Origin of the sequence: Microtetraspora fusca (genome assembly GCF_001570365.1) — a bacterium.
GTDB classification, from domain to species: Bacteria; Actinomycetota; Actinomycetes; order Streptosporangiales; family Streptosporangiaceae; genus Microtetraspora; species Microtetraspora fusca.
Genome location: NZ_BBYK01000041.1, coordinates 420,089 through 443,385, shown reverse-complemented (window position 1 = coordinate 443,385; position 23,297 = coordinate 420,089). Strand labels below are relative to the sequence as shown.

Below are 23,297 nucleotides of genomic sequence, written 5' to 3'. Positions count from 1 at the left end.
TGATCCTCCTGCCTCCTCGCCCAGCGTGACGTCCGCCTCCTCATCGGCTGGAACACCCGCTCCCACGCGGCCCGAGGCGTCCGATCCCGCACGCTCAGAGACATCCGGCCCTTCGTCCAGTGAGGGGTCCTCCACTCCTGCGCGAGTCGGGGCGTCGGGTTCTGGTCGTTCAGAGGAGCGCACCTCCTCCTCAGCCAGGACGTTCGCCCCAACGGGAGCCGAAGCGTCGGCCCCTGGGCACCCCGAGACATCCGGCCCTTCGCGCAGTGAGGGGTCCGACTCCACTCCGGCCGGAACGGCCACTTCTGCGCGCGGCAAGGCGTCCGATCCCGCGCGCTCCAAGACATCCGACCGTTCGCCAGCCGCAACGTCCACCTTCACGAGCGGTGAGGTGTCCGCCTCTTCGTCGGCCGACGCGTCCGGCTCACCGGAACGCGGGGTGCCCGGGCGCCGCGATGGCGGACAGCGGAGACGGGGACAGCGACAGCGACAGGGACAGCGACAGGGACAGCGACAGGGACAAGGATGCGGTGCGGACTGGGCGACGCCCGGCGGGCTCATCTCGGGACGCACACTGCCCGGGCTGCTGCTGGCCACCGGACAGTTCCTCCCCGTCACCGACATCCACCGGCTCGCCCATACCTCCGGCCTCACCCGCCTGGTCATGGACGCCGACGGATGCGTCCTCGACGTGGGACGCACCGCCCGCCGCGCCACCCGACGGCAACGCTGCGCCATCCTCGCCCGCTACACCCGATGCATGGTCGACCACTGCCCCATGCCCGCCCACCTCTGCCAGATCGACCACATCAGCAACTGGTCCGACGGCGGCGCCACCGACCTGAACAACCTCGGCCCCACCTGCCAGTTCCACAACCGCGACCGCTACCGGCACCCTGAGCACTACCGGCTCCACCGCGTCGGCAAGGACCGCTGGGGCTTCACCTACATCGGCACACGGTCAAAAGGGTGATGACCTTCCCTATCCAGGACGAGATCGCGAGGCTCCCTCCCCGTAAGCACGACGGCCACCAGGAAGATCGCCGTGGCATGTCCGCTTCAGGGGCCTGCGACGCGAGGAGAGACCTACTGACGGGGCTGCTGAAACCCCAGGGCCGCTGACTGAAATCGGGGGTCCGCTGCGGGCATGCGGAAGCCAGACTGGGGCTCTCCGGGTACCCGGCAACCAGACGGAGACTGGAGCGGCACGGTGCCATGCGAGCAGGTTGGAGCTGGGCGACGCGGGCGCAGAGAGGGAGCATCCCCACCGCTGAACCGCATGCCCCGACCGCGCAGCGCCCCGACAAGGAACGATGCGGAGCCGCCGAGGTGAAGTTGGGCAGACTGGGCGATGCGGAGCCGCCGGGGCGAAGTTGGGGGACTGGGCGAAGCGGAGCCGCTGAGGTGAAGTTGGGCGGACCGGGCGAAGCAGAGCCTCCTGGGCTCCGGACGCGAGAGGGGCCCAGGCGTACTGCACGGCGTGAACACGCCAAGTCGAAGGGGCGATGGACGGGTCGGCGGGTCAGCGGGGCGATAGGCAGGTCGGCGGACCGGGGGTTCGGCGGATCAGCGGTTCGGCGGGTTCGCGGATCGAGGGATCGGCGGATCGGCGGATCGGCGGTCGGCGGATCGACGGCGGGTCGGCGGCGGACCAGGAGTCGGCGGGTCGGCGGGTCGGCGAAAGTGCCGCAAGCACGGCCCCTCCGCTGTCAGGAGGGGACACGTTCGGCGAGGAGCTCCCGAAGGCTCTGGATCTCCTGGCGGAGGGCCGCCACCTCACTCAGCACGTCCGGCTCGTCGTGGCGTTCTTTACGGCTTTCTTCACGGCTCTCCTCCTCCATCGCGCTGACGACGACGGCGATGAAGAGGTTCAGCACCACGAACGTGCAGATGAGCACGAACACCACGAAGTACAGCCAGGCCGACGAATACATTTCCATGAGGGGTCGTGCGATGTCGGACCAGGCGTCGCCGGTCATCACCTGGAACAGCGAGAAGAGGGACTTCGGCAGGTCGCCGAAGTACTCGGGCGCGGCGGTGCCGTAGAGCTTGGTCCCCATGACGGCGGCCACGTAGAGCACGAGCCCGAGGAGGAGCACGATCGACGCCATCCCCGGTACGGCGTTGAGCAGCGCCGAGACGACCCGCCGCAGGGACGGTACGACGGAGATCAGCCGGAGCGTCCGCAACACACGCAGGGCACGGAGCACCGACAGCCCGCTCGCCGTCGGCAGGAAGGAGATGGCGATGATGAGTGCGTCGAAAACGTTCCAGGGGTCGAGCAGGAAGCGCAGCCGGTACACGTACGCCTTGGCCAGCAACTCGACCACGAAGACGTACAGCGCGCAGTGATCCACGATGTGCAGCAGGCCGCCATAACGGGCGACGGCGGACGGTGACGTCTCGATTCCCAGGGTCGCCGCGTTGATGAGGATGACCCCGATGATCGCCTGCTGGAACCGCCGTGACTCGATGACTAGGCGGACGCGCTCACGCACACATGCTCCTGGGGGTACGACACGAGATCGCCCGAGAGCATAACGGACACGGCCGGTGCGAGTGATCGACATGCCCATATGTGGCCGACCGCCTTCGGCGCGCCTTGGCCGTAAGGCACGCCGGGGCGGGTGGAGCGTTCTGCGCAAGAGTCGCCGCCGAGCAGGCCCGGCCCCCTCGCCTCGGGATGCGGGCTTCCTCGGCACCACGCTCGGTCGAGCAACTCCCCAGCAGGTCAGCGTCAACCCGCGAGGCGATCAGCTCGGTGCAGGAAGAGCGGTCCGGTCAACGTGAGTAGTGCTCGACGACGAGCTGCTCGTCCACCGGAATCGCTATCTGCTCGCGGACAGGCTGGGAAACGAGGGTGAAGCGCAGCTCCTTGTGATCGACCGACAGGTATGCCGGGATCCGGTCGTCGGCGTACACCCCCTCGGAGGCCGCCACGAAGGGCTGCATCCCGCGCGATCGGACGCGGACGCCGATCACCTGGCCGGGCTTGACCAGATAGCTCGGAATGTCGACCTTGCGGCCGTCCACGGTGATGTGTCCGTGGCTGATGTACTGCCGAGCGGCGTAGATCGACGGGGCGAGTCCCGCCCGCAGGACGAGCGACGCCAGCCGGGTCTCGAGGATGACGACCAGTTCCTCGCCGGACCGACCCGGGCGGCGCAGCGCGAGATCCCAGTAGCGGCGGAGCTGCTTCTCGGACACGTCGTAGTACCAGCGCAGCTTCTGCTTCTCCAGCAGCCGGATGCCGTAGTCGCCCACGTTGCGCCGGCTCGTCTTACGCCCGTGCTCGCCCGGCGGGTACGGCCGGGCCTCGAAGTACCGGACCGCCTTGCGGGTCAGCGGGACGCCGGCCCGGCGGGAAAGCCGCACCTTGGGACCTGTGTAGCGCACGTTCACCTTCCTGTGGTTAGGTAAGCCTAATTAAGGCAAGCCTAACCTTAACAAGGAGGGTCATGCACCCCGTGGAAGCTCCCCCGATCGCGGAGCGGATCCGCACGCTCGCGGCCGTGGCCGCCCCCACACATGTGTCCGTCGCCGGCGCCCCCCTGTCCGGCGCGGCGCGCGGCGGAGTGGACGCGGCGGGCCGCCCGGTGTTGCTCGTCAAGCCCGGCGAGGTCCTGTACGACATCGCCGACGAGGTCGTGGTGACCGCCGACCTGGTGGCGATCCGCGACACGGGTGGGAGAGATCGGCCACGCGGGCTGCTGAAGGTCCAGGGATGGGCCCAGCCCGTGCCGGACGGGGAGGTGAGAGCCGCGGCGGTGGCGATCGCGGATCGGTGCCCCGATGACGATCTCCTCGCCGCCGTCGACGCGGCGGAGCAGCGCACACCTCCCAGGCCCACAAATGCCCCCGAACCGCCCGTGCCACCGCTGGTTCCCGGGCCGCCGGTCGCCCCGGAGCCGTCGAGTCTCTCCGGCTTCCTGCGGCCGTCGCTTGTTCCGGAGCCGTCAGACATCTCGCAGCGGAACACCACACGGCAACCGAACATCGACGAACCGGCGAGCGTCTCCGAGCGGGAGATCGTGTCCGGCCCCTCGGACGTGCCCGCCTCGTCCGGTTCCGGACCGGCCCCGCGCCTGCTCCGCGTGGATGTGGCCCAGGTCGTCTACCTGACCGGCCAGGAGTCGGGGGTGCTCGACGCGGAGAACTACCTCGACGCGTCCCCGGACCCGTTCCTCGACGCGGCCGAGCGGATCCTTTGCCACGTCAACGAGTGGCACCGCGGGCAACTCACCCTCGCGATCGCGCATCTGCTCGGGGAGCCGGTGAACACCGATGTGTGGCTGTGGGAGCTGGACCGCTACGGCGCGACGGTGTGGGCGGCCCCCGACCGGCTGATCCGGCTACCCTGGCCCTCCCCGGCGGCCAGCGCCGCCGAAATGGAGCACGCCCTGAGCTGCGTCATGTGCCCCCGCCAGGGATGAACACTGCTGTGCGGCGCGAGCGAGGGTCCGGCCGGAGCATTGAGGCCGCAGCATTGAGGCCGCGGCATTGAGAAGGACCTGCTCGGCGGACGAGCCGCTACACGGGGCTCGGGCCGGCGCTCCTGGCTGCCGGCGCTCCTGGCTATGGGGCCGTCCCCAGTGCCAGGCAGGTGTTCCCTGGCGCGTGGGGTGACGCTCCCGGCTATGGGGAGTTCCGGCCGCAGAGGGCGGCTCGGCAGGGGACGGGGCGTTCCTGGGTGCGGTGGCGGGGTTAGAGCGTGCGGGGGGCGTCGATCGCCTCGGGTGACAGGACGTGGTCGATGACCATGAGGGCGCAGCCGGTGATGCCGGCACCGGGGCCGAGGCGGCTGCGCTCGATGCGCAGGCTGCGGGTGGCGAGCTGGGTGGACCTCTGGTAAACGACCTCGCGAACGCCCGACACCAGCGGCTGGAACATCTCGGCGACGTCGCCGCCCAGCACGACCACGGCCGGATTGAGCAGGTTCACCGCCGTGGCGATCACCTCGCCGAGCCTGCGGCCCGCCTGCCGTACGACGGCCATGGTCTCGGCGTCGCCCGCGCGGACCAGCGCGGTCACGTCGGCGAGCGAGGACACCTCGCGGCCCTTCTCACGCAGGTCCCGCAGGATCGCGGTGCCGCTGGCCACCGAGTCGACGCAGTCGACGTTGCCGCAGCGGCAGAGCACTCCCCCGCCGTCCCTGACCGGGATGTGGCCGATCTCGCCCGCCGCGCCCAGCGCGCCGCGGAGGATGCCGCCGCCGGAGATCACCCCGGCGCCGATGCGGGTGGAGACCTTGACGAAGAGCAGGTCGTCGAGCTCGGAGGCGTACGCCATGCGGTGCTCGCCCATGGCGATGACGTTCACGTCGTTGTCGACCAGGACCGGTACGGGGAACCTGCTCGCGATGACGGGCGGGATCACCACACCGGTCCAGCTCGCCATGACGCGGGCGCTCTCCGTGCGCCCGGCGGCGAACTCGACGGTGGCGGGGACGCCCAGGCCGATGCCGACGACGTCGGTCCTGCCGTCGAGCAGTTTCTGCCAGGTGTCCATGACGAGAGGAAGGACCGCGTCGGGCCCCTCCTCGACGTCGATCTCGACGTCCGTGCGCACCAGCGCCTCGCCGGCCAGGTCGCATATGGCGATCTGGGTGCGCTGGGCGCCGAGTGAGGCGACCGGGACCACGCCTCCGGCGGCGTTGAAGCGCAGCCGCACGGGCGGTCTGCCGCCCGTGGAGGGTCCTTCGGCGTCCTCGACGATCAGGCCGCGTTGCAGCAGTTCGGCGACCCGGTGCGCCACCGCGGGACGGGACAGCCCGGTCACGCGGCCGATCTCGGCACGGGTCACCGCCTCCCCGCTCCGGATGAGCTGGAGGACTTCACCGGTAGTAGCAAGTCGTGACATCGTGCAAAAGTGAAGCACATCTAGGCACCTAAGTACAACGACTTATTCATCTGGAGTTACAAAACTCGGTTGATGTTGTGCCTAACTTCCGGCTACTGTCCCACTTGTCCTCGTTTCAGCCTCCGCAGGAGCAACGGCCACAAGATGTCTGTGTCCCCCCGCAATCCCCTGACGGCACCGCAGATCGCCGCGCCCGACGGCGGTCCGGCCCCATCGACCACACCAGGCCCGCTCACCGGCCCGCTCACCGGCCCGCTCGGCGGCACCGCCACGCCGGCCTCCGGGGCTGCCCGTACGGCCTCCGAAACGTTCCCGGCCGCCGACGACACCGACGCCACGCCCCGGCACGCGGCCGACCTGATCGTGTTCGGCGGCACCGGCGACCTGTCCATGCGGAAGCTCATCCCCGCCCTCTACCACTGCGACCGTGACGGCCGGCTGGCCGACGAGACGCGGATCATCGCCCTGTCCCGCGGCGGCCTCACCGACGCGGACTTCCGCGGCAAGGTCGACGCCGAGGCGCGCCCGGTCCCGCAGGGGGAGGACGACGAGGGCTGGCAGCGGTTCCTCCGCAGGCTGCACCACGTGTCCGTCGATGTCGGCGGCTCCGACCGCAGCGGGTGGGGCGCGCTGTCCCGGCTGCTGGCCGGCTACGAGGACCGCGACCGCGTCTTCTACCTGGCCAGCCCGCCTATGACGTTCGGGCCGTTCTGCCGCGAGGCGCACGAGGCCGGGCTGGTCACGCCGCGCTCCCGGGTCGTGCTGGAGAAGCCGCTCGGCCGCGACCTGGCCAGCGCCCAGGCGATCAACGACGAGGTCGGCGCCATCTTCGACGAGCGGCAGATTTTCCGGATCGACCACTACCTCGGCAAGGAGACGGTGCAGAACCTGCTCGTGCTCCGGTTCGCCAACGCCTTCCTGGAGCCGGTCTGGAACTCGCTCTGGATCGACCACGTCCAGATCACCGTCGCCGAGACCGTGGGAACGCCCGGCCGTCGCGGCTACTACGACCACGCGGGCGCGCTCCGCGACATGGTGCAGAACCACCTGCTCCAGCTCCTCTGCCTGGTCGCCATGGAGCCACCGTCGCGCAACGACCGCGAGTCGATACGGGACGAGAAGGTGAAGGTGCTGCAGTCGCTGCGCCCGATCGTCGGCTCCGAGGTGGACCGCTTCGCCGTGCGCGGGCAGTACACGGCGGGCGACGGCGTCCCCGGCTACCTGGACGAACCCGCGAGCACCCCGCCGACAGAGATCTCGCACCGGGTCGAGACGTACGCGGCGATCCGGGCCGAGGTGAAGAACTGGCGCTGGGCCGGCGTGCCGTTCTACCTGCGCACCGGCAAGCGGATGCCGACCCGGCGGTCGGAGATCGTGGTCCAGTTCAAGGACGTCCCGCACGCGATCTTCCCGGGGGCGACGCCGAACCGGCTGGTCCTGCGGCTCCAGCCGAGCGAGGGGATCCACCTCCTGCTCATGGCCAAGGAGCCGGGCGCGGGCGATGTCACGCTCCGGCCGGTGCCGCTCAGCCTGAGCTTCGCCGAGACGTTCCAGAGCCGGGTGCCCGACGCGTACGAGCGGCTGCTCATGGACGTGATGGCGGGCAACCCGACCCTGTTCATGCGGCGCGACGAGGTCGAGGCCGCCTGGCGCTGGATCGATCCGATCATCGAGACCTGGGAGGGCTCCGGGGCCGTGCCCGAGCCGTACCCCGCCGGGACGGCCGGCCCGGCGGGCGCCCGTGAGCTGCTGGCCCGCAGCGGCCGGACCTGGCACGAGGAGGACCTGTGAACGCGCACGCGATCGACCCCGTCGTCTCGACGGTCACCGACAGGATCCGGGAGCGCAGCCGCGAGGGGCGCTCGGCCTACCTGGAGCGGACCGCGGCGGCGGGGCGGGAGCTGCGCGACCGCGGCCCGGCGCGCGGACAGCTCGGCTGCGCCAACCTCGCGCACGGCTTCGCCGCCTGCGCGCCGGACGACAAGGCGGACCTGCGCGGTACGGCGAAGCCGGGCGTGGCCATCGTCACGTCCTACAACGACATGTTGTCGGCGCACCAGCCGTACGAGACGTACCCGCCGGAGCTGAAGCGGGCGGTCCGGGCGGCGGGCGGCGTGGCGCAGGTGGCGGGCGGCGTGCCCGCCATGTGCGACGGCATCACGCAGGGCCGGGCCGGCATGGAGCTGTCGCTCTACAGCCGGGACGTGATCGCCATGGCGACCGCGATCGCGCTGTCGCACGACATGTTCGACTCGTCGCTGCTGCTCGGCGTCTGCGACAAGATCGTGCCGGGGCTGCTCATCGGGGCGCTGCACTTCGGGCACCTGCCCGCGATCTTCGTGCCCGCCGGGCCGATGACCTCGGGCCTGCCCAACAAGATCAAGGCGCGCACCCGGCAGGAGTTCGCCGAGGGCAAGATCACCCGGCTGGAGATGCTCGACGCCGAGGCGAAGTCGTACCACTCACCGGGCACCTGCACCTTCTACGGCACGGCGAACTCCAACCAGCTCCTCATCGAGGTGATGGGCCTCCACCTGCCCGGCGCGACGTTCGTCAATCCGCACACGGAGCTGCGGCACGCGCTGACCGAGGCGGCGGCCCGGCGCGCGGTGGAGATCACCGCGCACGGCGACGAGTACACGCCGCTGGGCGAGGTGGTCGACGAGAAGGCCATCGTCAACGCGTGCGTCGCGCTGCTGGCGTCCGGCGGCTCGACCAACCACACGCTGCACCTGGTCGCCATGGCGGCCGCCGCCGGGATCACGCTGACCTGGGACGACCTGGCCGACCTGTCCAGGGTCGTGCCGCTGCTGACCCGGATGTACCCCAACGGCCAGGCGGACGTGAACCACTTCCAGGCCGCGGGCGGCATGGCCGTGTTCATCGGCGGGCTGCTCGACGCCGGCCTGCTCCACGGCGACGTGCTCACGGTCGCGGGGCGGGGCCTCGACCTGTACCGGTCGGCGCCCTCGCTCAAGGACGGGTCGCTGGTCTGGGAGGAGCGTACGGCCGGCAGCGGCGACCCGGAGGTGCTGCGCCCGGTCGCCGAGCCGTTCTCGCCCGACGGCGGCATCCACATCCTGGACGGCAACCTCGGCCGCGCGGTGTCCAAGGTGTCGGCGGTCAAACCGGAGCACCTCGTCATCGAGGCCCCGGCCCGGGTGTTCGACGACCAGATCGACCTGCTGCGCGCGTTCGAGGCGGGCGAGCTCGACGGCCAGGACTTCGTCGCGGTGGTCCGCTACCAGGGGCCGAGCGCCAACGGGATGCCCGAGCTGCACAAGCTCACGCCTCCGCTCGCGGTCCTGCTGGACCGGGGGCAGAAGGTGGCGATCGTGACCGACGGCCGCATGTCGGGCGCCTCCGGGAAGGTGCCGGCGGCGATCCACCTGTCCCCCGAGGCGGCCCACGGTGGGCCGATCGCCCTGGTCCGGGACGGCGACCTGATCCGGCTGGACTCCGCGGCGGGGACGCTGACCGTCCTGGCCGACCTGTCCGGCCGTACTCCCGAGGGCGCGCCGCTCTCCGACGCCCAGTGGGCCGGGACCGGCCGGGAGCTGTTCCAGGCGTTCCGCCGTACGGTCGGACCGGCGGAGCGGGGCGCGAGCGTGTTCGGCGCGACCTCCAGCGTCATGGGAGCCGGGTCCGGAGACACCGTCGACGCGGGGAGCCGCGGGTGACGCCCCCGGCGACGCCGTGGCTGGTCGCCGACGTCGGCGGCACGAACGCGCGCTTCGGCCTGGTGAACCGGCCGGGGGACGAGCCCGAGAGCGTCGCCGCCCTGCGTGTCGCGGAGCACCCGAGCCTGCCGGATGCCGTAGCCGCCTATCTCGATCGGCATGGGGGCGGAGTGCGGCCGGAGGCGGCGTGCCTGGCGATCGCCGGGCCGGTGCAGGACGACCGGTACGCGCTGACCAACGCGGACTGGGCGGGGACGGTGTCCGAGCTGGGCGTCCCGTACGTGGAGCTGCTCAACGACTTCGAGGCCCTGGCGATCTCACTGCCGCACCTGGCCGGGGACGACCTGCTGTCCCTCGGCGGGCCCGAGCCCGTGGACGGGACGGTGCGCAAAGTACGCGCGGTGCTGGGCCCCGGGACCGGGCTCGGGGTGGCCGGGCTGGTCCCCGCCGGGTCCGGATGGATCGCCGTGCCCGGGGAGGGCGGCCACGCGGCGGTCCCCGCCGTCACCGACCTGGAGATCGACATCGTGCGCGCGCTGCGCGCGGACGGCGTGCCGTACGTGGACGCCGAGCACCTGCTGTCCGGCACCGGGCTGCCCCGGCTCCATCGCGGGCTGTCGATGGTGCGCGGCGTCACGCCGGAGGCCGTGACCGCGTCCGAGATCGTCGCGTCGGACGACGCGCTCGCGGTGGAGACCGTGGAGGTCTTCCTCGCGCTGCTCGGCGGCTTCGCCGGGAACGTGGCCCTGACGCTGGGCGCGCGCGGCGGGGTCTATCTGGGCGGCGGGGTGCTGCCGCGCATCTCCGAACGGGCCAGGGCGAGCACGTTCCGGGCGCGGTTCGAGATGACCGTGCCCGCGCTGTCCGGCTACATCTCCGCGATCGCCACGTCGCTGATCGTGGCGGAGCAGCCCGCTCTGGTCGGTGCCGCCGCCTGGCTCGCCCAGAGGGCAAGTAATGTTGAGCTGGTATGACCGAGTATCGGCGCGAATGTTACCTTCGCGCCTGGAGGAATCTATGAGTCTGCTCGATCTTGCGCCTGTCGTGCCGGTCGTCGTCGTGGACGACGCCGCGACCGCGGTGCCGCTGGCCCGCGCGCTCGTCGCGGGCGGGCTTCCGGTCATCGAGGTCACCCTGCGCACGGACGCCGCGCTCGACGCGATCCGGCGGATCGCGGACGAGGTGCCGGACGCGGTGGTCGGCGCGGGCACGGTGCGCTCGGCGGGCGACATCGCGGCGGCGGTCGCGGCCGGCTCGCGGTTCCTCGTCTCCCCGGGCACCACCCCGTCGCTCCTGGACGCCCTGCTCGACGGCGGCGTGCCGTTCCTGCCCGGCGTGGCCACCGCGTCGGAGGCCATGGCGGTCCGCGAGCGCGGCGTCACGGAGATGAAGTTCTTCCCGGCCGAGGTCGCGGGCGGCGTCCCATACCTCAAGGCGCTGTCCGGCCCGCTGGCCGACGTGCGCTTCTGCCCCACCGGCGGGATCAAGCCGGCGACCGCGCCCGCCTACCTCGCGCTGCCGAACGTCGGGTGCGTCGGCGGCACCTGGCTCACCCCGGCCGACGCGCTGGCCGCCGGCGACTACGGCCGCATCGAGAAGCTCGCCCTCGAGGCGTCCGCGCTGCGTTGACCGGGCCGTCCCAGAACCTCGTCAGCCGAGCCATCCTCCCTCGGCGGAGCTGACGGCCATGTTCGTGACCGCAACCCGGTGAACACGTTCATGGAAATCCGGGCTCGTGACCTCCTCACCCGTTGGTCACGAGCCCATTCTTCTGCCCGTCCTCCCCTGCCCGCTCCAGGAGCGCGGCGAGGGTGATCGGGTCCTCGTGGGTGCCGGCGGCGGTGCAGGCGTGCGCCCCGGCGAGGGCGCCGAGCCGTACGCACTCCTCCAGGGGGAGGCCGCGCAGGCGACCGTAGAGCACGCCGGAGACGAACGCGTCGCCCGCGCCGTTGCTGTCGGCCGCGGGCCCGGGCAGCGGCTGCGCCGGGAAGTGCCGGACGCCGTCCCACTCCGCGGCGAGGACGTGGCAGCCGTCGGCGCCGTCCGTGCAGACGACGAGCGAGGCCCGCCCCCGGCTCATGATGGCGCGCATGACCGCGTCCCTGCGGTCGCCGAGGGCCGCCGCCGACATGAAGACCACGTCCGAGGCGTACGCGAAGTCCTCGTGGTGGGGGTTCGTCCCGTCCCAGTCGTGCAGGTCGGTGGAGGTGGTCACGCCGTCCGGGATGTCGGGGTAGACGTGCCGGCAGGAGCCGACGATGGAGACGTGGACGTGCCGGGCCGCGCGTACGGCGGGCAGGTAGAGGTCGTGGGGCAGCCGCTCCCCCGGCGTCGCGCGCGGGTCGTGCAGCGAGAGGCGGCGGCCGTCCGGCCCGACCAGCAGGACGCTGCGGATGGTGCCCGCGGCGGACGGCGCCCAGGCGAGATCGACGCCCCGGGCGGTGAGGTGGTCGCGGACCAGCCGGCCCTGCGGGTCCTCGCCGATCAGGTCCACCAGCTTCACCCGCAGCCCGAGCGCCCGGCATCCGAGGGCGACGCCGGAGCCCGTGTTGCCGATCCGGTCGACCACCGGCGGCACGTGGTAGGTGTCCCGGTACGGCAGGGGCAGCTCGGGCACGTAGACGGTGGTGTCCACGCCGGTGCCGCCGAGCACGACCACGTCGTGCTGGATCGTTGTCACGTGACCTCCGGGGCACGCCGCGCCGTGGCGCGGGTCAGCGGTTGACCAGGGGGCCCGAGCTGGTGGAGCCGCGCACGACGAGCTCGGGCTGGAAGACGAGCTCCAGGTGCTTGGCGGGCGTGCCGCCGATCTCCTCGAGCAGGGTCTCGACGGCGGCGGAGGCCATCGCGCCGATCGGCTTGCGCACCGTGGTGAGCGGCGGGTCGGTGAACGCCATCAGCGGCGAGTCGTCGAACCCGACCACCGACACGTCCGCCGGTACGGCGAGACCGCGCTCGCGCGCGGCGCGGATCGCGCCGAGGGCCATCAGGTCGCTCGCGCAGACGATGCCGGTGCAGCCGCGCTCGATCAGCGCGGACGCGGCGGCCTGCCCGCCCTCGACGGAGAACAGCGAGTGCTGGATCAGGTCGTCCACGTCGCCGAGCCCGAGAAGCTGCGCCATCGCCTGGCGGAACCCCTCGATCTTGCGGATCACCGGGACGAAGCGCCGCTGGCCGAGCGCGAGCCCGACGCGCTCGTGCCCGAGATCGACCAGGTGCTGGACGGCCAGGCGGGCGGCGAGCCGGTCGTCCGGCGAGATGAACGGGGCGTCGATGCTCTCGTTGTAGCCGTCCACGAGCACGATCGGCAGGCCGCGGTCGGTGAGCCGGGTGTACCGGTCCATCCGGGCGGTGGTGTCGGCGTGCAGCCCGGAGACGAACACGATGCCCGAGACGCCCCGGTCGAGCAGCATCTCGGTGAACTCGTCCTCCGGGGCGCCGCCGGGCTCCTGCGTGCACAGGATCGGGGTGTACCCGTGCTGGGTCAGCGCCTTCTCCACCGCCTGCGCGAACGCGGGGAAGATCGGGTTGCCCAGCTCGGGGATCACCAGGCCGATCAGACCGTTGCTGCGCTGTCGGAGCCGCTGCGGGCGTTCGTATCCCATCAGGTCGAGCGCCGTCAGCACGGCCTGCCGGGTCGCCGCGGCGACGCCCGCCTTGCCGTTGAGCACCCGGCTCACCGTCGCTTCGCTGACGCCTGCCTGGACCGCGATGTCGGCGAGCCGCGCGTTGGTCATGGGCACAACTTTAGACATTCTCGAGGGTCCACCACGTGGTGGAATCGGGAGCCAGCCGGACCCGATCGCCGGAGATCACGGGGTCGGCGCTCGCGAGGAGCGGCCCGGCCGCGCCGAGGGGACGCTCCACCTCGACCCACTCGGCGGTCATGTTGATCAGGCAGGCGAAGCCGCCGTCGCGGGTGAAGGCGAGCGTGCCGGCCGGGGAGTCCAGCCAGGAGATCGCGCCGTCGCCGAGCGCCGGGTGCTCCTGCCGGATCCGCAGCGCCGACCGGTACAGGCTGAGCGTGGACGCCGAGTCCCGGAGCTGGGCCTCGACGCTCAGGCCGCGCCAGGCCGGGGGCACCGGCAGCCAGCTCTCGTAGATGCCGGGAGGGGCGAAACCGAACGGCGGCTCGTCGGTGGCCGTCCACGGCATGGGCACGCGGCAGCCGTCCCGGCCGCTGTCGGGGTCGCGTAGCCGCTGCGGGTCCTGGAGGTACTCCTCGGGCAGGTCGAGCACCTCGGGCAGGCCGAGCTCCTCGCCCTGGTAGAGGTAGGCCGAGCCGGGCAGCGCGAGCATGAGCAGGGTGGCCGCCCGCGCCCGGCGCAGCCCGATCTCGCCCCCGCCGTACCGGGTGACGTGCCGCTTCACGTCGTGGTTGGACAGCACCCAGGTGGAGGGCGCGCCGACGAGCGTCACGGTCTCGAGGGAGACCCCGATAACCTCGCGGAACGCGGCCGCGTCCCACGGCGTGGTCAGGAAGTGGAAGTTGAACGCCTGGTGCAGCTCGTCCGGCCGGACGTAGTTGGCCAGCCGCTGCGGTGAGGGCGCCCACGCCTCGGCGACGCCGATCCGCTCCCCCTCGTACGAGTCGAGGATCCGGCGCCAGGATCGGTGGATCTCGTGGACGCCGTCCTGGTCGAAGAACGGGACGATGTCCGCGCCGATCAGCCGCACCTGGTCGCTGTGGCCGACGTCGGGCAGGCCGTCGGCTTTGACCATGCCGTGGGCGACGTCGACGCGGAAGCCGTCCACGCCGAGGTCGAGCCAGAAGCGGAAGATGTCGGCGAACTCGGCGTGGACCTCGGGGTGCTCCCAGTTCAGGTCGGGCTGCTCGGGGGCGAACAGGTGGAGGTACCACTGCCCGTCGGGCACCCGGGTCCAGGCGGCGCCGCCGAAGATGGACTCCCAGTCGTTGGGCGGCAGCTCGCCGCGCGGGCCGCGCCCCTCGCGGAAGATGTAGCGCTCACGCTCGGGGCTGCCCGGTCCCGCCGCCAGCGCCTCCTGGAACCAGGCGTGCCGGTCGGACGTGTGGTTCGGCACCACGTCCACGATCACCTTCAGACCGTGGCGGTGCGCGTCGTCGAGCAGGGCCTTGGCGTCCGCGAGGGAGCCGAAGATCGGGTCCACGTCGCGGTAGTCGGCCACGTCGTACCCGAAGTCGGCCATCGGCGAGGTGAAGAACGGTGTGAGCCAGATGGCGTCCACGCCCAGCTCCGCCAGGTAGCGCAGCCGGCTGCGCACGCCGAGCAGGTCGCCGACGCCGTCGCCGTTGCCGTCCGCGAAGCTGCGGACGTACACCTGGTAGATCACGGCGTCGCGCCACCAACGGGTCGCGGTCTCCGACGCGGCGACGTCCTCGACGAGCTCGGTCATTGGGTTCCCCCGATCTTGCGAATCTTGCGAAATATCTCCGCCGGCGTACCGGTCGCTCCGGGACGCCGACGGTGGGTCAGGACTTGGTGGCACCCGCGGTGAGGCCGGTCACGAGATGCCGCTGGACGAATAAGAAGACGGCCGCGGCGGGGATCGCGATCAGCACGGCCGAGGCGGTGAGCAGTCCCCAGTCGGACCAGTGCTGCCCGACGAACTGCTGGAGGCCGACGCCGAGGGTGCGTTTCTCCTCCTGCGACATGAACACCGTGGCGTAGGCCACCTCGCCCCAGGCGGTCATGAAGCAGTAGAACGCGGTCACCGCCAGGCTGGGGCGGGCCAGCGGGAGCACCACCCGCCAAAACGTGCCGAACGGTGTGAGACCGTCCACCATTCCCGCCTGGTCGATTTCACGCGGAATGGTGTCGAAGTAGCTCTTCATCATCCACGCGCAGAACGGCACGGCCACGGTGAGATAGGCGATGACCAGGCCGGGGATCTGGTTGAGCAGCCCGAGTCCGGCCATGAGGTTGTACAGCGGCACGATCAGGATGGCCACGGGGAACATCTGGGTGATCAGAAGCAGCCACATCACCCCCCGGTGGCCGGGGAAGCGGAACCGGCTGATCGCGTATCCGGTGGTGGAGGCGACGATCACGCCGAGCACGGTGGTGAGCGCGGCGGCCAGCACCGAGTTGAGCAGCCAGGTCGGGAACTCGGTCTCGCCCAGCACGCGGACGTAGTTGTCCAGGGAGGGCTGGTTGAAGATCTCCAGCTCGGAGGACAGCCAGCCGTCGCGGGGCTTGAGCGAGGTCAGCACCAGCCAGACGACGGGGAAGAGCGAGATCAGCGTCGCCGCGATCAGCGCGCCGTGCAGCAGGATCGACGCCAGCGGGCCGCGTTCGCCGCGGGGACGTGCCTTCGGGGTCGCCGTGACGGTGCTCACCAGACCTCCCCCTGCCTGCGCAGCGCGCGGCGGTAGATAGCGGCCAGAACGACGAGCAGGGCGAGGATGAGCACGCCCCACGTGGCCGAGCCGGAGTAGTCGCGCACGCCGGTGAAGGCCTCGCGGAAGGCGTAGGTCACCAGGATCTCGGTGGAGTTGCCCGGCCCACCCTTGGTGACGAGGTAGATGATCGGGAACATGTTGAACGTCCAGATCGTGCCGAGCAGCACGACGGTGCTGGACACCGAGCGCAGCCCCGGGACGGTGATGTGGCGGAAGCGCTGCCACGGGGTGGCGCCGTCCACCTCGGCCGCCTCGTACAGCTCGGCCGGGATGGACTGCAGGCCGCCCAGCAGGGCGACCATCATGAACGGCACGCCGAGCCAGACGTTGACCGCGATGACCGCGATCTTGGCGGTGAAGGGGTCGTCGAGCCAGCCGACCGCGCCGAACCCGGCCGCCTTGAGCATCGCGTTGATGACGCCGAAGTCGCTGTTGAACAGGTAGCGCCAGATGAAGGCGGAGACGAAGCCGGGGATGGCCCAGGGCAGGATCAGCAGCACGCGGTAGACGGAGCGGCCGCGGACCTTGCGGTGCAGCATCATCGCCAGGGCGAGGCCGATGCCGTAGTGGAGACCGACGCAGACGGCGGTCCACACCACGGTCCAGCCGAGCCGCTCCCAGAACAGCCCGCTGGACAGGATGGACAGGTAGTTGTCCAGGCCGACGAACTGGTAGGTGGCCGGGATGACGTTCACGCCGATGGTGCGGCCGACGTTGGCCTCGGTGGCGTCGGTCAGGGACAGGTACACACCGCGGGCCAGCGGCCAGCCGACCAGCACGCCGACGACGACGATCACCGGGGCGGTCATCGCCCACGCGTACCAGTGCCGGGCCATGGCCAGGCGGATCCGGCCCGGCTCGGCCCCGCGCCGGGCGGGGGCGCCTCCGGCGCCCGCCGCCCGGTCCGGGCCCCCGGCCGTCTCAGTGACGGGTCCGGTCGAGGCGGCCACGGGTCAGCTCCAGTCCTTCATGATGCCGTGGTACTGCTCGTCGACCTGCTTGAGCATGTCCTCCGGCTTGGTGCCGGCGAGCAGCGCCTGGTAGCCCTCGAGCAGCGGCTGGAAGAGCTGGCCGCCCTCCGGGATCCAGGGACGGCCGACCGCGGTGTCGAGGATCGGCTTGAAGACCGCCACGTCGGGGTTGCCCTGGACCTTCGGGTCCTGGAAGCTCGACGCCCGGGTGGGCAGCAGGCCGAGGTCGCCGGAGACGGTGGCGAGGGAGGAGGCCGAGCTCATGAAGCGCACGAACTCGTACGACGCGGCGATGTTCTTGGAGCCGGCGTAGATCGCCAGGTTCCAGCCGCCGGTCGGCGCGCCCGCCTTGACCGACCCCGCCGGGACCGGCGCGATGCCGAGGTTGGTCTTGTCCTTGAACTCCTTGCCCTGGTAGACCTCCGACAGCGCCCACGGACCGTTGTAGATCATCGCGGCCTTGCCGTCCTTCAGCGCGGTCATCGCGTTCACGTAGCTGTCCTGAAGCGCGGGCTTGGCCGCCGCCCCCGAGGCGACCAGATCGGTGACCTCCGCCATCGCCTTCGCGTTCTGCGGGGAGTTGATGACGATCTTCTTGTTCTGCACGTCGAGCAGGTCGCCGCCCTCGCCGTAGATGAACGGCAGCAGGAAGTAGGAGTCCACGTTCAGCGCCAGGCCGTTCACCCCGGTCTTGGCCTTGACGTCGAGGGCGACCTTCTTCAGCTCCTCGACCGTCTTGGGCGCCTCCTCGTACCCCGCCTCCTTGAGGATCCGCTTGTTGTACAGCAGCGCCAGGGTGTCGGTGACCTGCGGCACCGCGTACGTCTTGCCGTTGTACTTGGTGCTGCTCAGCGGGCCGGCCAGGTAGTCGCTCTCGTTGTCCACCGCGCGGGTGCCGTCCAGCGGCTGCAGGTAACCGAGGGACGCGAACTGCGAGGTCCACGCGACCTCGGAGCGGATCACGTCGGGAGCCCCGGTGCCCGACTGCGCCGCGGTCTGGAACTGGCCCTGCGCCTGGTCCGACGGGACGTTGACGTACTTGACCTTGATCTTCGGGTACGCGGCCTCGAACTCCTTGATGAGCTTCTGGAAGGTCGGGCCCTCACTGTCCGGGCGGGTGGTGTCCCACCAGGTGATCTCTCCACTGATCTGCGCGGGGTCGGCGACGGCGGACTCGGCGGGCGCCGCGGCGTCGCCGGAGTCGCTGCTCCCGCAGGCGGACACCGCGAGAGCGAGGGCCGCGGCAGCCGCCGCGGCCGAGATGACTCGCCGCATGTTGTGCACTCCTCATGGCTCAGGGGGGAACGGCGTCGCGGTGGGGAGGCCGGCACGCCGGGTGTACGCCGGAACGTAACAGCGATGTGAACGGACATGAAACCCCTTGCAGAAAGTTTCTGCAAATTCGTTACATATGCCACTTGACCGGCGGGCCGGCCTCTCGCCGGGCGCGTGACAGGAAGCACGAGGAGGCCCATGCAGAGGGCGGCGCGAGAGGCGCGGACCGGCGACGGACAGAAGGCACGGGACAGATTCAGCCGGCCCCTCGAGTCGCCGGAAACGACAGGGCGACCTTTCTCTAGGTAACCAAAAGCTGTCGATTATCGCCATATACCTGGCTATTTACCGTTAATGCGGCAACAATCCGATACCGGTGAGTAACGAGGAGGTGCCCTCTTTCTCACGTACATGTATGGACACGCGTGGCCAGACACGATGTACTACCTCATCAATCACACCGATATCCGGGGTCCGGGCACCGGTGCCAGAGGAGAAGCGAGTCTCCACATGAGCGAGCGCGTTGAGCGATTCGACGGGCGTTGCCCGTGCGGTTGCATGAACGGGCGGCCAGCCGGGGTGCCGTCATGAGTGCCGTGGTCCTCGACAATGTGACGAAGGTTTATCCCGGCGGTTTCCTCGCCGTCGATCGAATGAACCTGCGGGCGGAGGAAGGCGAGCTGCTCGTGCTCCTCGGCCCCTCCGGATGCGGCAAGTCCACCCTGCTGCGAATGGTCGCGGGGCTGGAGGAGATCACGTCCGGCGACCTGTGGCTGGGCGGGAAGTTCGCCAACCACCTCCCGCCCCGGGACCGCGACGTGGCCATGGTCTTCCAGAACGGCGCCCTTTATCCCCACCGGACCGTCCGGGGCAACATCTCCTTCCCGTTGGAGATCGCCAAGGCCGATCCCGGCATGACCCGCGAGCGGGTGGTCGAGCTCTCCCGCGCCCTCCACATCGACGAGACCCTCGACCGGCGTCCGGCCACGCTCTCCGGCGGCCAGCGCCAGCGGGTCGCGATGGGACGCGCGATCGTCCGCCAGCCGTCCCTGTTCCTGATGGACGAGCCGCTGTCCAACCTCGACGCGGGCATGCGCACCGAGATGCGCATGGAGATCTCGTCGCTGGTGCGCGCGCTCGGGGTCACCACCGTGTACGTCACGCACGACCAGGTCGAGGCGCTCACCCTGGCCGACCGGATCGCCATCATGAACCGGGGCGTGCTGCAGGACATCGGCACGCCGGCCCAGGTCTACAACGATCCGGCCACCGCGTTCACCGCCGCGTTCCTCAGCTCGCAGCAGCTCAACCTGCTCGCCGCGACGGTGCGGACCCCGCAGAACCAGTTCGTCATGCTCGACTTCGGCCCGCACCAGATCACGATGCCCTGGAGCGATCCACGCGCCTACGCGGTGTCCCAGCACACCGGCTCGCAGATCATCGTGGGCATCCGCCCGGACGCCCTGACGCCGGTCCCCGAGCAGACCGACGGGCCCAGTTTCTTCGGGCGGGTCCGGACCCTGGAGTACCACGGCCACGAGTGGCTCGCGTACCTGGAGGCCGGGATCCCGGCGGTCAACGTGCCCGAGCCGCCCGACCCGCGGCACAACGCGTACGCCAACGGCGGAGGCGGCAGCCGCGCCCGGTCGATGATGCGCCGCCTCTGGGGCTCCGGGGACAGCGGGGCCGAGCACACGCCCGCGCCGTCGATCGGCGGCACCCACCGCCGGGCGGACCTGGTCGTACGGCTCGGCGGGCGGCCCGTCTGGCGGGCGGGCGAGCACGGCCGGGTGGCGGTGGACGTGTCCCGGCTCATGCTGTTCACGCAGACCGGGAGCCGGATCGACCCGCCGCGGCGGTAGTACCCCGGGCCGGGCTCTCCCGCCCCTCGCGTCCCTACGCCCTGACCCCGGCCCGGACGAGGACCTTGACCAGTTCCATCAGCCGGGTCATCCGGTCGAGCTCGACCCGGTGGAAGGCGGGTCCCTGGATCCTCGCCACCACCAGGTGCAGAATGTCCACGCCGGGCAGGGGCGGCAGCGGCACGCTGAGCACGTGCAGCGGGCCGTGCAGCGTGACCGCCGCCGACCGGATCGCGGTCAGCTCCGTCCCCCGGTCCGCCCACGCCTCCGGCCAGGACAATGTCTCCGGCGCCTGCCAGCTCCCGTGGACGAGGGCGCCGTCCGCGGCGCTCACCGCGACCGCCCAGTCGGCGCTGACCAGGTCGGGCACGGCGTCCACCAGGGTCGGCAGCGCCCGGCCCGGGTCGGCCGCGACATGGCCGAGCAGGTCGTAGTCCGGATTGGCCCCGGGCACCTCGCGGGTCCGCCAGGCGGCCTCGACCCTGGTGCCGGGGACGACGCTCACGCGCTCGCGCAGTTCCTCCGCGCTGAGCACCCCGCTCCAGGACACGGTGAAGTCGTCGATCGCCCGTCCCGCGTCCCGTTCGAGCACCGTGACCTGCAGAATGTCCGCACCCATGACGCCGAAGGCCCGCGCCACCTGGCCCAGCACCCCCGGCCGGTCCGGCAGTGAAACGCGTAGCCGCAGCAGCATCCCGTTACCTCTCTTCCGGCCCAACACTTCCCCAAACTGTGCCGGAAAGAGGTTTCAGGCGTGTTTTCGGCAGATGTCGAACATGCTGCCGACGCCCGGCTCCCGGACCGGCACTCGGAGCGGCGCGCCGACCGGCCCGCAGGCCGACCCGCACGGTCCCGCTCACAGACCGCATCTCGGTCCGGCCTCTCAGGCCGGACCGCACTGTCGGCCGGGCGTCCGCAGGGCCGCGCGGGGCGGGGTCAGGTGTTCCCCGTCAGCCACTCCGCGAGGACGGCCGCCTGGCTGTGCCCGATGTCGCGCGTCGCGGTGAGCAGGGTCAGCTCTCCCTGGCCGGCGAGGTCCCGCAGATGCTCCCGCGCCCCCCTGTGCTCGGGATCGCCCAGCTCGGCGAGATAGCGCCGGCGGAACTCCGGGAAGCGGCTCGGCTCGTGGCCGTACCACTGCCGCAGCCCCGTGGACGGCGCGACATCCCGCAGCCACTCGTCGACGTGCGCCTCCTCCTTGCGCATCCCGCGCGGCCACACCCGGTCGACCAGCACCCGTACGCCGTCCGACGGCGACGCGTCCTCGTAGACGCGCCGGCAGCCGACCGATGGCCGCGCCCTCTTCCGGGCGGCGGACGATGCGCGATGTCCGGTCCGGTGGTTCGTCATGATGGCGCCCCCTGGCAAGCCGAGTTCGCGCGCTCAGGTTTGTCCATTTTATCGGCCTAAAGTCGGTTTTTCGTGAAATGACGGCACGGGTACGGCGATGGCGTGGTACGGGACTCCCCTGACGGGAACGCGGCCCCGGCACTTCTCGCCGCACCGGGGCGGAGACCGCGGTACGCGCTCGCGTCCGGGCGACGGCCGCGGCACCACAACGCTTGCCGCAAGTTTCAGGTGTTCCGTCGCCGATCTTTCAACCGACCCCACTTCGCGGCCGATCACCGGACTCCCCGGACACCCGCCCCGCCCCAAGCGGAAGCAGGCGTCCCCGGAGTCCTGCGCCCTAGATATGACACTTTTACCAGGTTTAGTCAGATCTTTCCGGTGTCACGAATCCGCCTGGGATCACGGTCAGTACCCTCAAAAAATGTCCCTCCCCTGGCTGCGCGAGCTGTCCATACACGCTCGCCTGACACTGCTGACGACCGTCGTGGCGCTGCTCGTGCTGATCCCGCTCGGGATCGGCGCCGACATCGCGGTACGGCGTGCCGTCAACGCGCACCTGTGGGAGGACACTCGGCAGCTCGCCTCCAAGATCGCCGCCGACGTACGTGAGGGCGGGCTGGAGGACCCCATCCGGACGTTCAGGGGATCCGAGCTGATCCAGGTCGTCGCACCGTCCGGGCAGATCATCGCGTCCACCTCGACCGCGCGCGGCCTGCCCTCCCTGGCCCGGACGTGGCCACGGGCGGACGACCGGTTCGCCGAGTTCACCACCTGTGCCCTCCCGGGGGGAAGGTGCGGGAACGGGGTCGAGTTGCGGACCGGGGCGCAGCCGAACGCTCCGGTCGTCGTCGCCGTCCGCCCCCAGCCGCTGCTCATCGCGACCCACCTGCTCGAACTCCTCATCGCCGGCGTGGTCGCGCTGCTCACCGCGGTCATCGCCTGGGTGTCGTGGAAGGTGGCCGGGCGGGCGCTGCGCCCGGTCGAGGCCATCCGCACCCAGCTCGCCCACATCAGCGGCAGCGACCTGAGCGCGCGGGTGCTCGAACCCCCGGGCAAGGACGAGATCGCCCGGCTCGCCGGCACCGTCAACGACGCGCTGGAGCGGCTGGAGCGGTCGGTCACCCAGCAGCGGCAGTTCGCCGCGGACGCCTCGCACGAGCTGCGCACCCCGATCACCGGCATCTGCGCGCAGCTCGAAAGCGCGATGCCGCACCCGGAGGATCACGCAGAGGCCATGAGGGCGGCGCTGCGCGACACCAAGCGCCTTGAGGCGATCATGAGCGACCTGCTGTTCCTCGCCCGCATCGGCACCACCGACCGCTCCATACGGGAGAAGGTGGATCTGGGCACGCTGGTCGCGCACGAGATCAACCGCCGCCGTTCGGCACCGGTCGAGATCGACGCACGGATCACGCCGGGGGTGACCGTCAACGGCGTGAGCACCCACCTGTCCCGGGTGCTGGTCAACCTGCTGAACAACGGGGAGCGGCACGCCAAGAGCCTGATCACGGTGGATGTCCGCCGCGAGGGCGACGACGCCGTGCTCGCCGTCGGCAACGACGGCGAGCCGATCCCGGCGGAGGATCGCGAGCGCATCTTCGAGCGGTTCACCCGGATCGACTCGGCCCGCGGCAGGGGCCAGGGCGGCACCGGCCTCGGCCTGGCCATCGCCCGCGAGGTCATCCAGGCCCACCACGGGACGATCCGGGTGGAGGACACCGACAGCGGCGCGCTGTTCGTGGTCCGGCTGCCGGCGACCTCCGGGCCGGAGCCGCACGCCGAGCCGGACTCCGAGCCGGACTCTGGGCCGGACTCTGGGCCGGACTCTGGGCCGGACTCCGACCTGCCCTCCGACCCCGGCTCCGGCGCCCGCTCCTGACGCCCGAAGCACGAAGCGTACGGAAAGTTAAGTCAGGCG

Annotated in this window: 19 protein-coding genes; 8 read left to right on the top strand and 11 right to left on the bottom strand. The window is 71.1% G+C overall.

Going from position 1 to position 23,297, the window contains the following annotated elements; translation table 11 throughout:
* Window positions 1-391 precede the first annotated feature (391 nt).
* Window positions 392-973 carry an HNH endonuclease signature motif containing protein gene (locus AWQ68_RS42230; protein ID WP_157545051.1) on the top strand — a complete coding sequence of 194 codons (582 nt, stop codon included), beginning with the start codon at window positions 392-394 and terminating at the stop codon, window positions 971-973.
* Between the two features lie 736 nt (window positions 974-1,709).
* On the opposite strand, the gene AWQ68_RS09240 is transcribed toward AWQ68_RS42230, so the two are convergent.
* Window positions 1,710-2,498: an ion transporter gene (locus AWQ68_RS09240; protein ID WP_066937651.1), complete on the bottom strand. Its 789-nt coding sequence runs from the start codon at window positions 2,496-2,498 to the stop codon at window positions 1,710-1,712.
* Between the two features lie 283 nt (window positions 2,499-2,781).
* Window positions 2,782-3,396, bottom strand: a complete 615-nt coding sequence (gene rpsD, locus AWQ68_RS09235; RefSeq protein WP_066937800.1) for a 30S ribosomal protein S4 — start codon at window positions 3,394-3,396, stop codon at window positions 2,782-2,784.
* A 62-nt stretch (window positions 3,397-3,458) separates the two neighbouring features.
* Here rpsD and AWQ68_RS09230 point away from each other — a divergent pair, with 62 nt between their 5' ends.
* Window positions 3,459-4,433, top strand: a complete 975-nt coding sequence (locus tag AWQ68_RS09230; RefSeq protein ID WP_066937646.1) for a DUF2470 domain-containing protein — start codon at window positions 3,459-3,461, stop codon at window positions 4,431-4,433.
* Between the two features lie 271 nt (window positions 4,434-4,704).
* Here AWQ68_RS09230 and AWQ68_RS09225 read toward each other — a convergent pair whose 3' ends face one another.
* Entirely contained in the window at window positions 4,705-5,859 is a 1,155-nt protein-coding gene (locus AWQ68_RS09225) for an ROK family transcriptional regulator (protein WP_066937643.1), read from the bottom strand.
* A 144-nt stretch (window positions 5,860-6,003) separates the two neighbouring features.
* Here AWQ68_RS09225 and zwf point away from each other — a divergent pair, with 144 nt between their 5' ends.
* Genes zwf through eda form a run of 4 tightly spaced genes read left to right on the top strand, consistent with a single transcriptional unit; the run spans window position 6,004 to window position 11,168 of the window.
* Window positions 6,004-7,650: a glucose-6-phosphate dehydrogenase gene (gene zwf, locus AWQ68_RS09220; protein WP_218006813.1), complete on the top strand. Its 1,647-nt coding sequence runs from the start codon at window positions 6,004-6,006 to the stop codon at window positions 7,648-7,650.
* A complete protein-coding gene (gene edd, locus AWQ68_RS09215; RefSeq protein ID WP_084463789.1) occupies window positions 7,647-9,539 on the top strand; it encodes a phosphogluconate dehydratase in 1,893 nt (630 codons plus the stop codon). Before zwf ends, edd begins: the two co-directional genes overlap by 4 nt.
* The gene (locus AWQ68_RS09210) at window positions 9,536-10,513 is read left to right on the top strand and encodes a glucokinase (RefSeq protein WP_066937637.1); all 978 of its coding nucleotides are present in this window, start codon (window positions 9,536-9,538) and stop codon (window positions 10,511-10,513) included. Before edd ends, AWQ68_RS09210 begins: the two co-directional genes overlap by 4 nt.
* 43 nt (window positions 10,514-10,556) lie before the next feature.
* On the top strand, window positions 10,557-11,168 hold the full coding sequence (gene eda, locus AWQ68_RS09205) for a bifunctional 4-hydroxy-2-oxoglutarate aldolase/2-dehydro-3-deoxy-phosphogluconate aldolase (protein WP_084463788.1): 612 nt from the start codon (window positions 10,557-10,559) through the stop codon (window positions 11,166-11,168).
* Window positions 11,169-11,283: 115 nt separating this feature from the next.
* Here the strand turns inward: eda and AWQ68_RS09200 are convergent, their stop codons facing one another.
* From AWQ68_RS09200 to AWQ68_RS09175, 6 genes are all read right to left on the bottom strand, one after another.
* Window positions 11,284-12,219 (bottom strand): carbohydrate kinase family protein, encoded by a 936-nt coding sequence (locus AWQ68_RS09200; protein WP_084463787.1) that lies wholly within the window; start codon window positions 12,217-12,219, stop codon window positions 11,284-11,286.
* Between the two features lie 34 nt (window positions 12,220-12,253).
* Window positions 12,254-13,276: a LacI family DNA-binding transcriptional regulator gene (locus AWQ68_RS09195; protein ID WP_066937631.1), complete on the bottom strand. Its 1,023-nt coding sequence runs from the start codon at window positions 13,274-13,276 to the stop codon at window positions 12,254-12,256.
* Window positions 13,277-13,286: 10 nt separating this feature from the next.
* Window positions 13,287-14,915 carry a glycoside hydrolase family 13 protein gene (locus AWQ68_RS09190; protein WP_066937629.1) on the bottom strand — a complete coding sequence of 543 codons (1,629 nt, stop codon included), beginning with the start codon at window positions 14,913-14,915 and terminating at the stop codon, window positions 13,287-13,289.
* A 76-nt stretch (window positions 14,916-14,991) separates the two neighbouring features.
* The gene (locus AWQ68_RS09185; protein WP_066937626.1) at window positions 14,992-15,858 is read right to left on the bottom strand and encodes a sugar ABC transporter permease; all 867 of its coding nucleotides are present in this window, start codon (window positions 15,856-15,858) and stop codon (window positions 14,992-14,994) included.
* Window positions 15,855-16,871, bottom strand: coding sequence for a carbohydrate ABC transporter permease (locus AWQ68_RS09180; RefSeq protein WP_066937624.1), 1,017 nt, complete (start codon window positions 16,869-16,871; stop codon window positions 15,855-15,857). The genes AWQ68_RS09185 and AWQ68_RS09180 overlap by 4 nt, the downstream gene beginning before the upstream one ends.
* 3 nt (window positions 16,872-16,874) lie before the next feature.
* A complete protein-coding gene (locus AWQ68_RS09175; RefSeq protein WP_066937791.1) occupies window positions 16,875-18,167 on the bottom strand; it encodes an extracellular solute-binding protein in 1,293 nt (430 codons plus the stop codon).
* A 587-nt stretch (window positions 18,168-18,754) separates the two neighbouring features.
* On the opposite strand from AWQ68_RS09175, the gene AWQ68_RS09170 reads away from it, so the two are divergent.
* Window positions 18,755-20,029, top strand: a complete 1,275-nt coding sequence (locus AWQ68_RS09170; RefSeq protein ID WP_084463785.1) for an ABC transporter ATP-binding protein — start codon at window positions 18,755-18,757, stop codon at window positions 20,027-20,029.
* A gap of 34 nt (window positions 20,030-20,063) precedes the next feature.
* Here AWQ68_RS09170 and AWQ68_RS09165 read toward each other — a convergent pair whose 3' ends face one another.
* Window positions 20,064-20,723 carry an ACT domain-containing protein gene (locus AWQ68_RS09165; RefSeq protein ID WP_066937619.1) on the bottom strand — a complete coding sequence of 220 codons (660 nt, stop codon included), beginning with the start codon at window positions 20,721-20,723 and terminating at the stop codon, window positions 20,064-20,066.
* Between the two features lie 242 nt (window positions 20,724-20,965).
* Window positions 20,966-21,379, bottom strand: coding sequence for a DUF488 domain-containing protein (locus AWQ68_RS09160; protein ID WP_066937616.1), 414 nt, complete (start codon window positions 21,377-21,379; stop codon window positions 20,966-20,968).
* 421 nt (window positions 21,380-21,800) lie between these two features.
* Here AWQ68_RS09160 and AWQ68_RS09155 point away from each other — a divergent pair, with 421 nt between their 5' ends.
* Window positions 21,801-23,258 (top strand): ATP-binding protein, encoded by a 1,458-nt coding sequence (locus AWQ68_RS09155; RefSeq protein WP_066937613.1) that lies wholly within the window; start codon window positions 21,801-21,803, stop codon window positions 23,256-23,258.
* The last annotated feature ends 39 nt before the right edge of the window (window positions 23,259-23,297 follow it).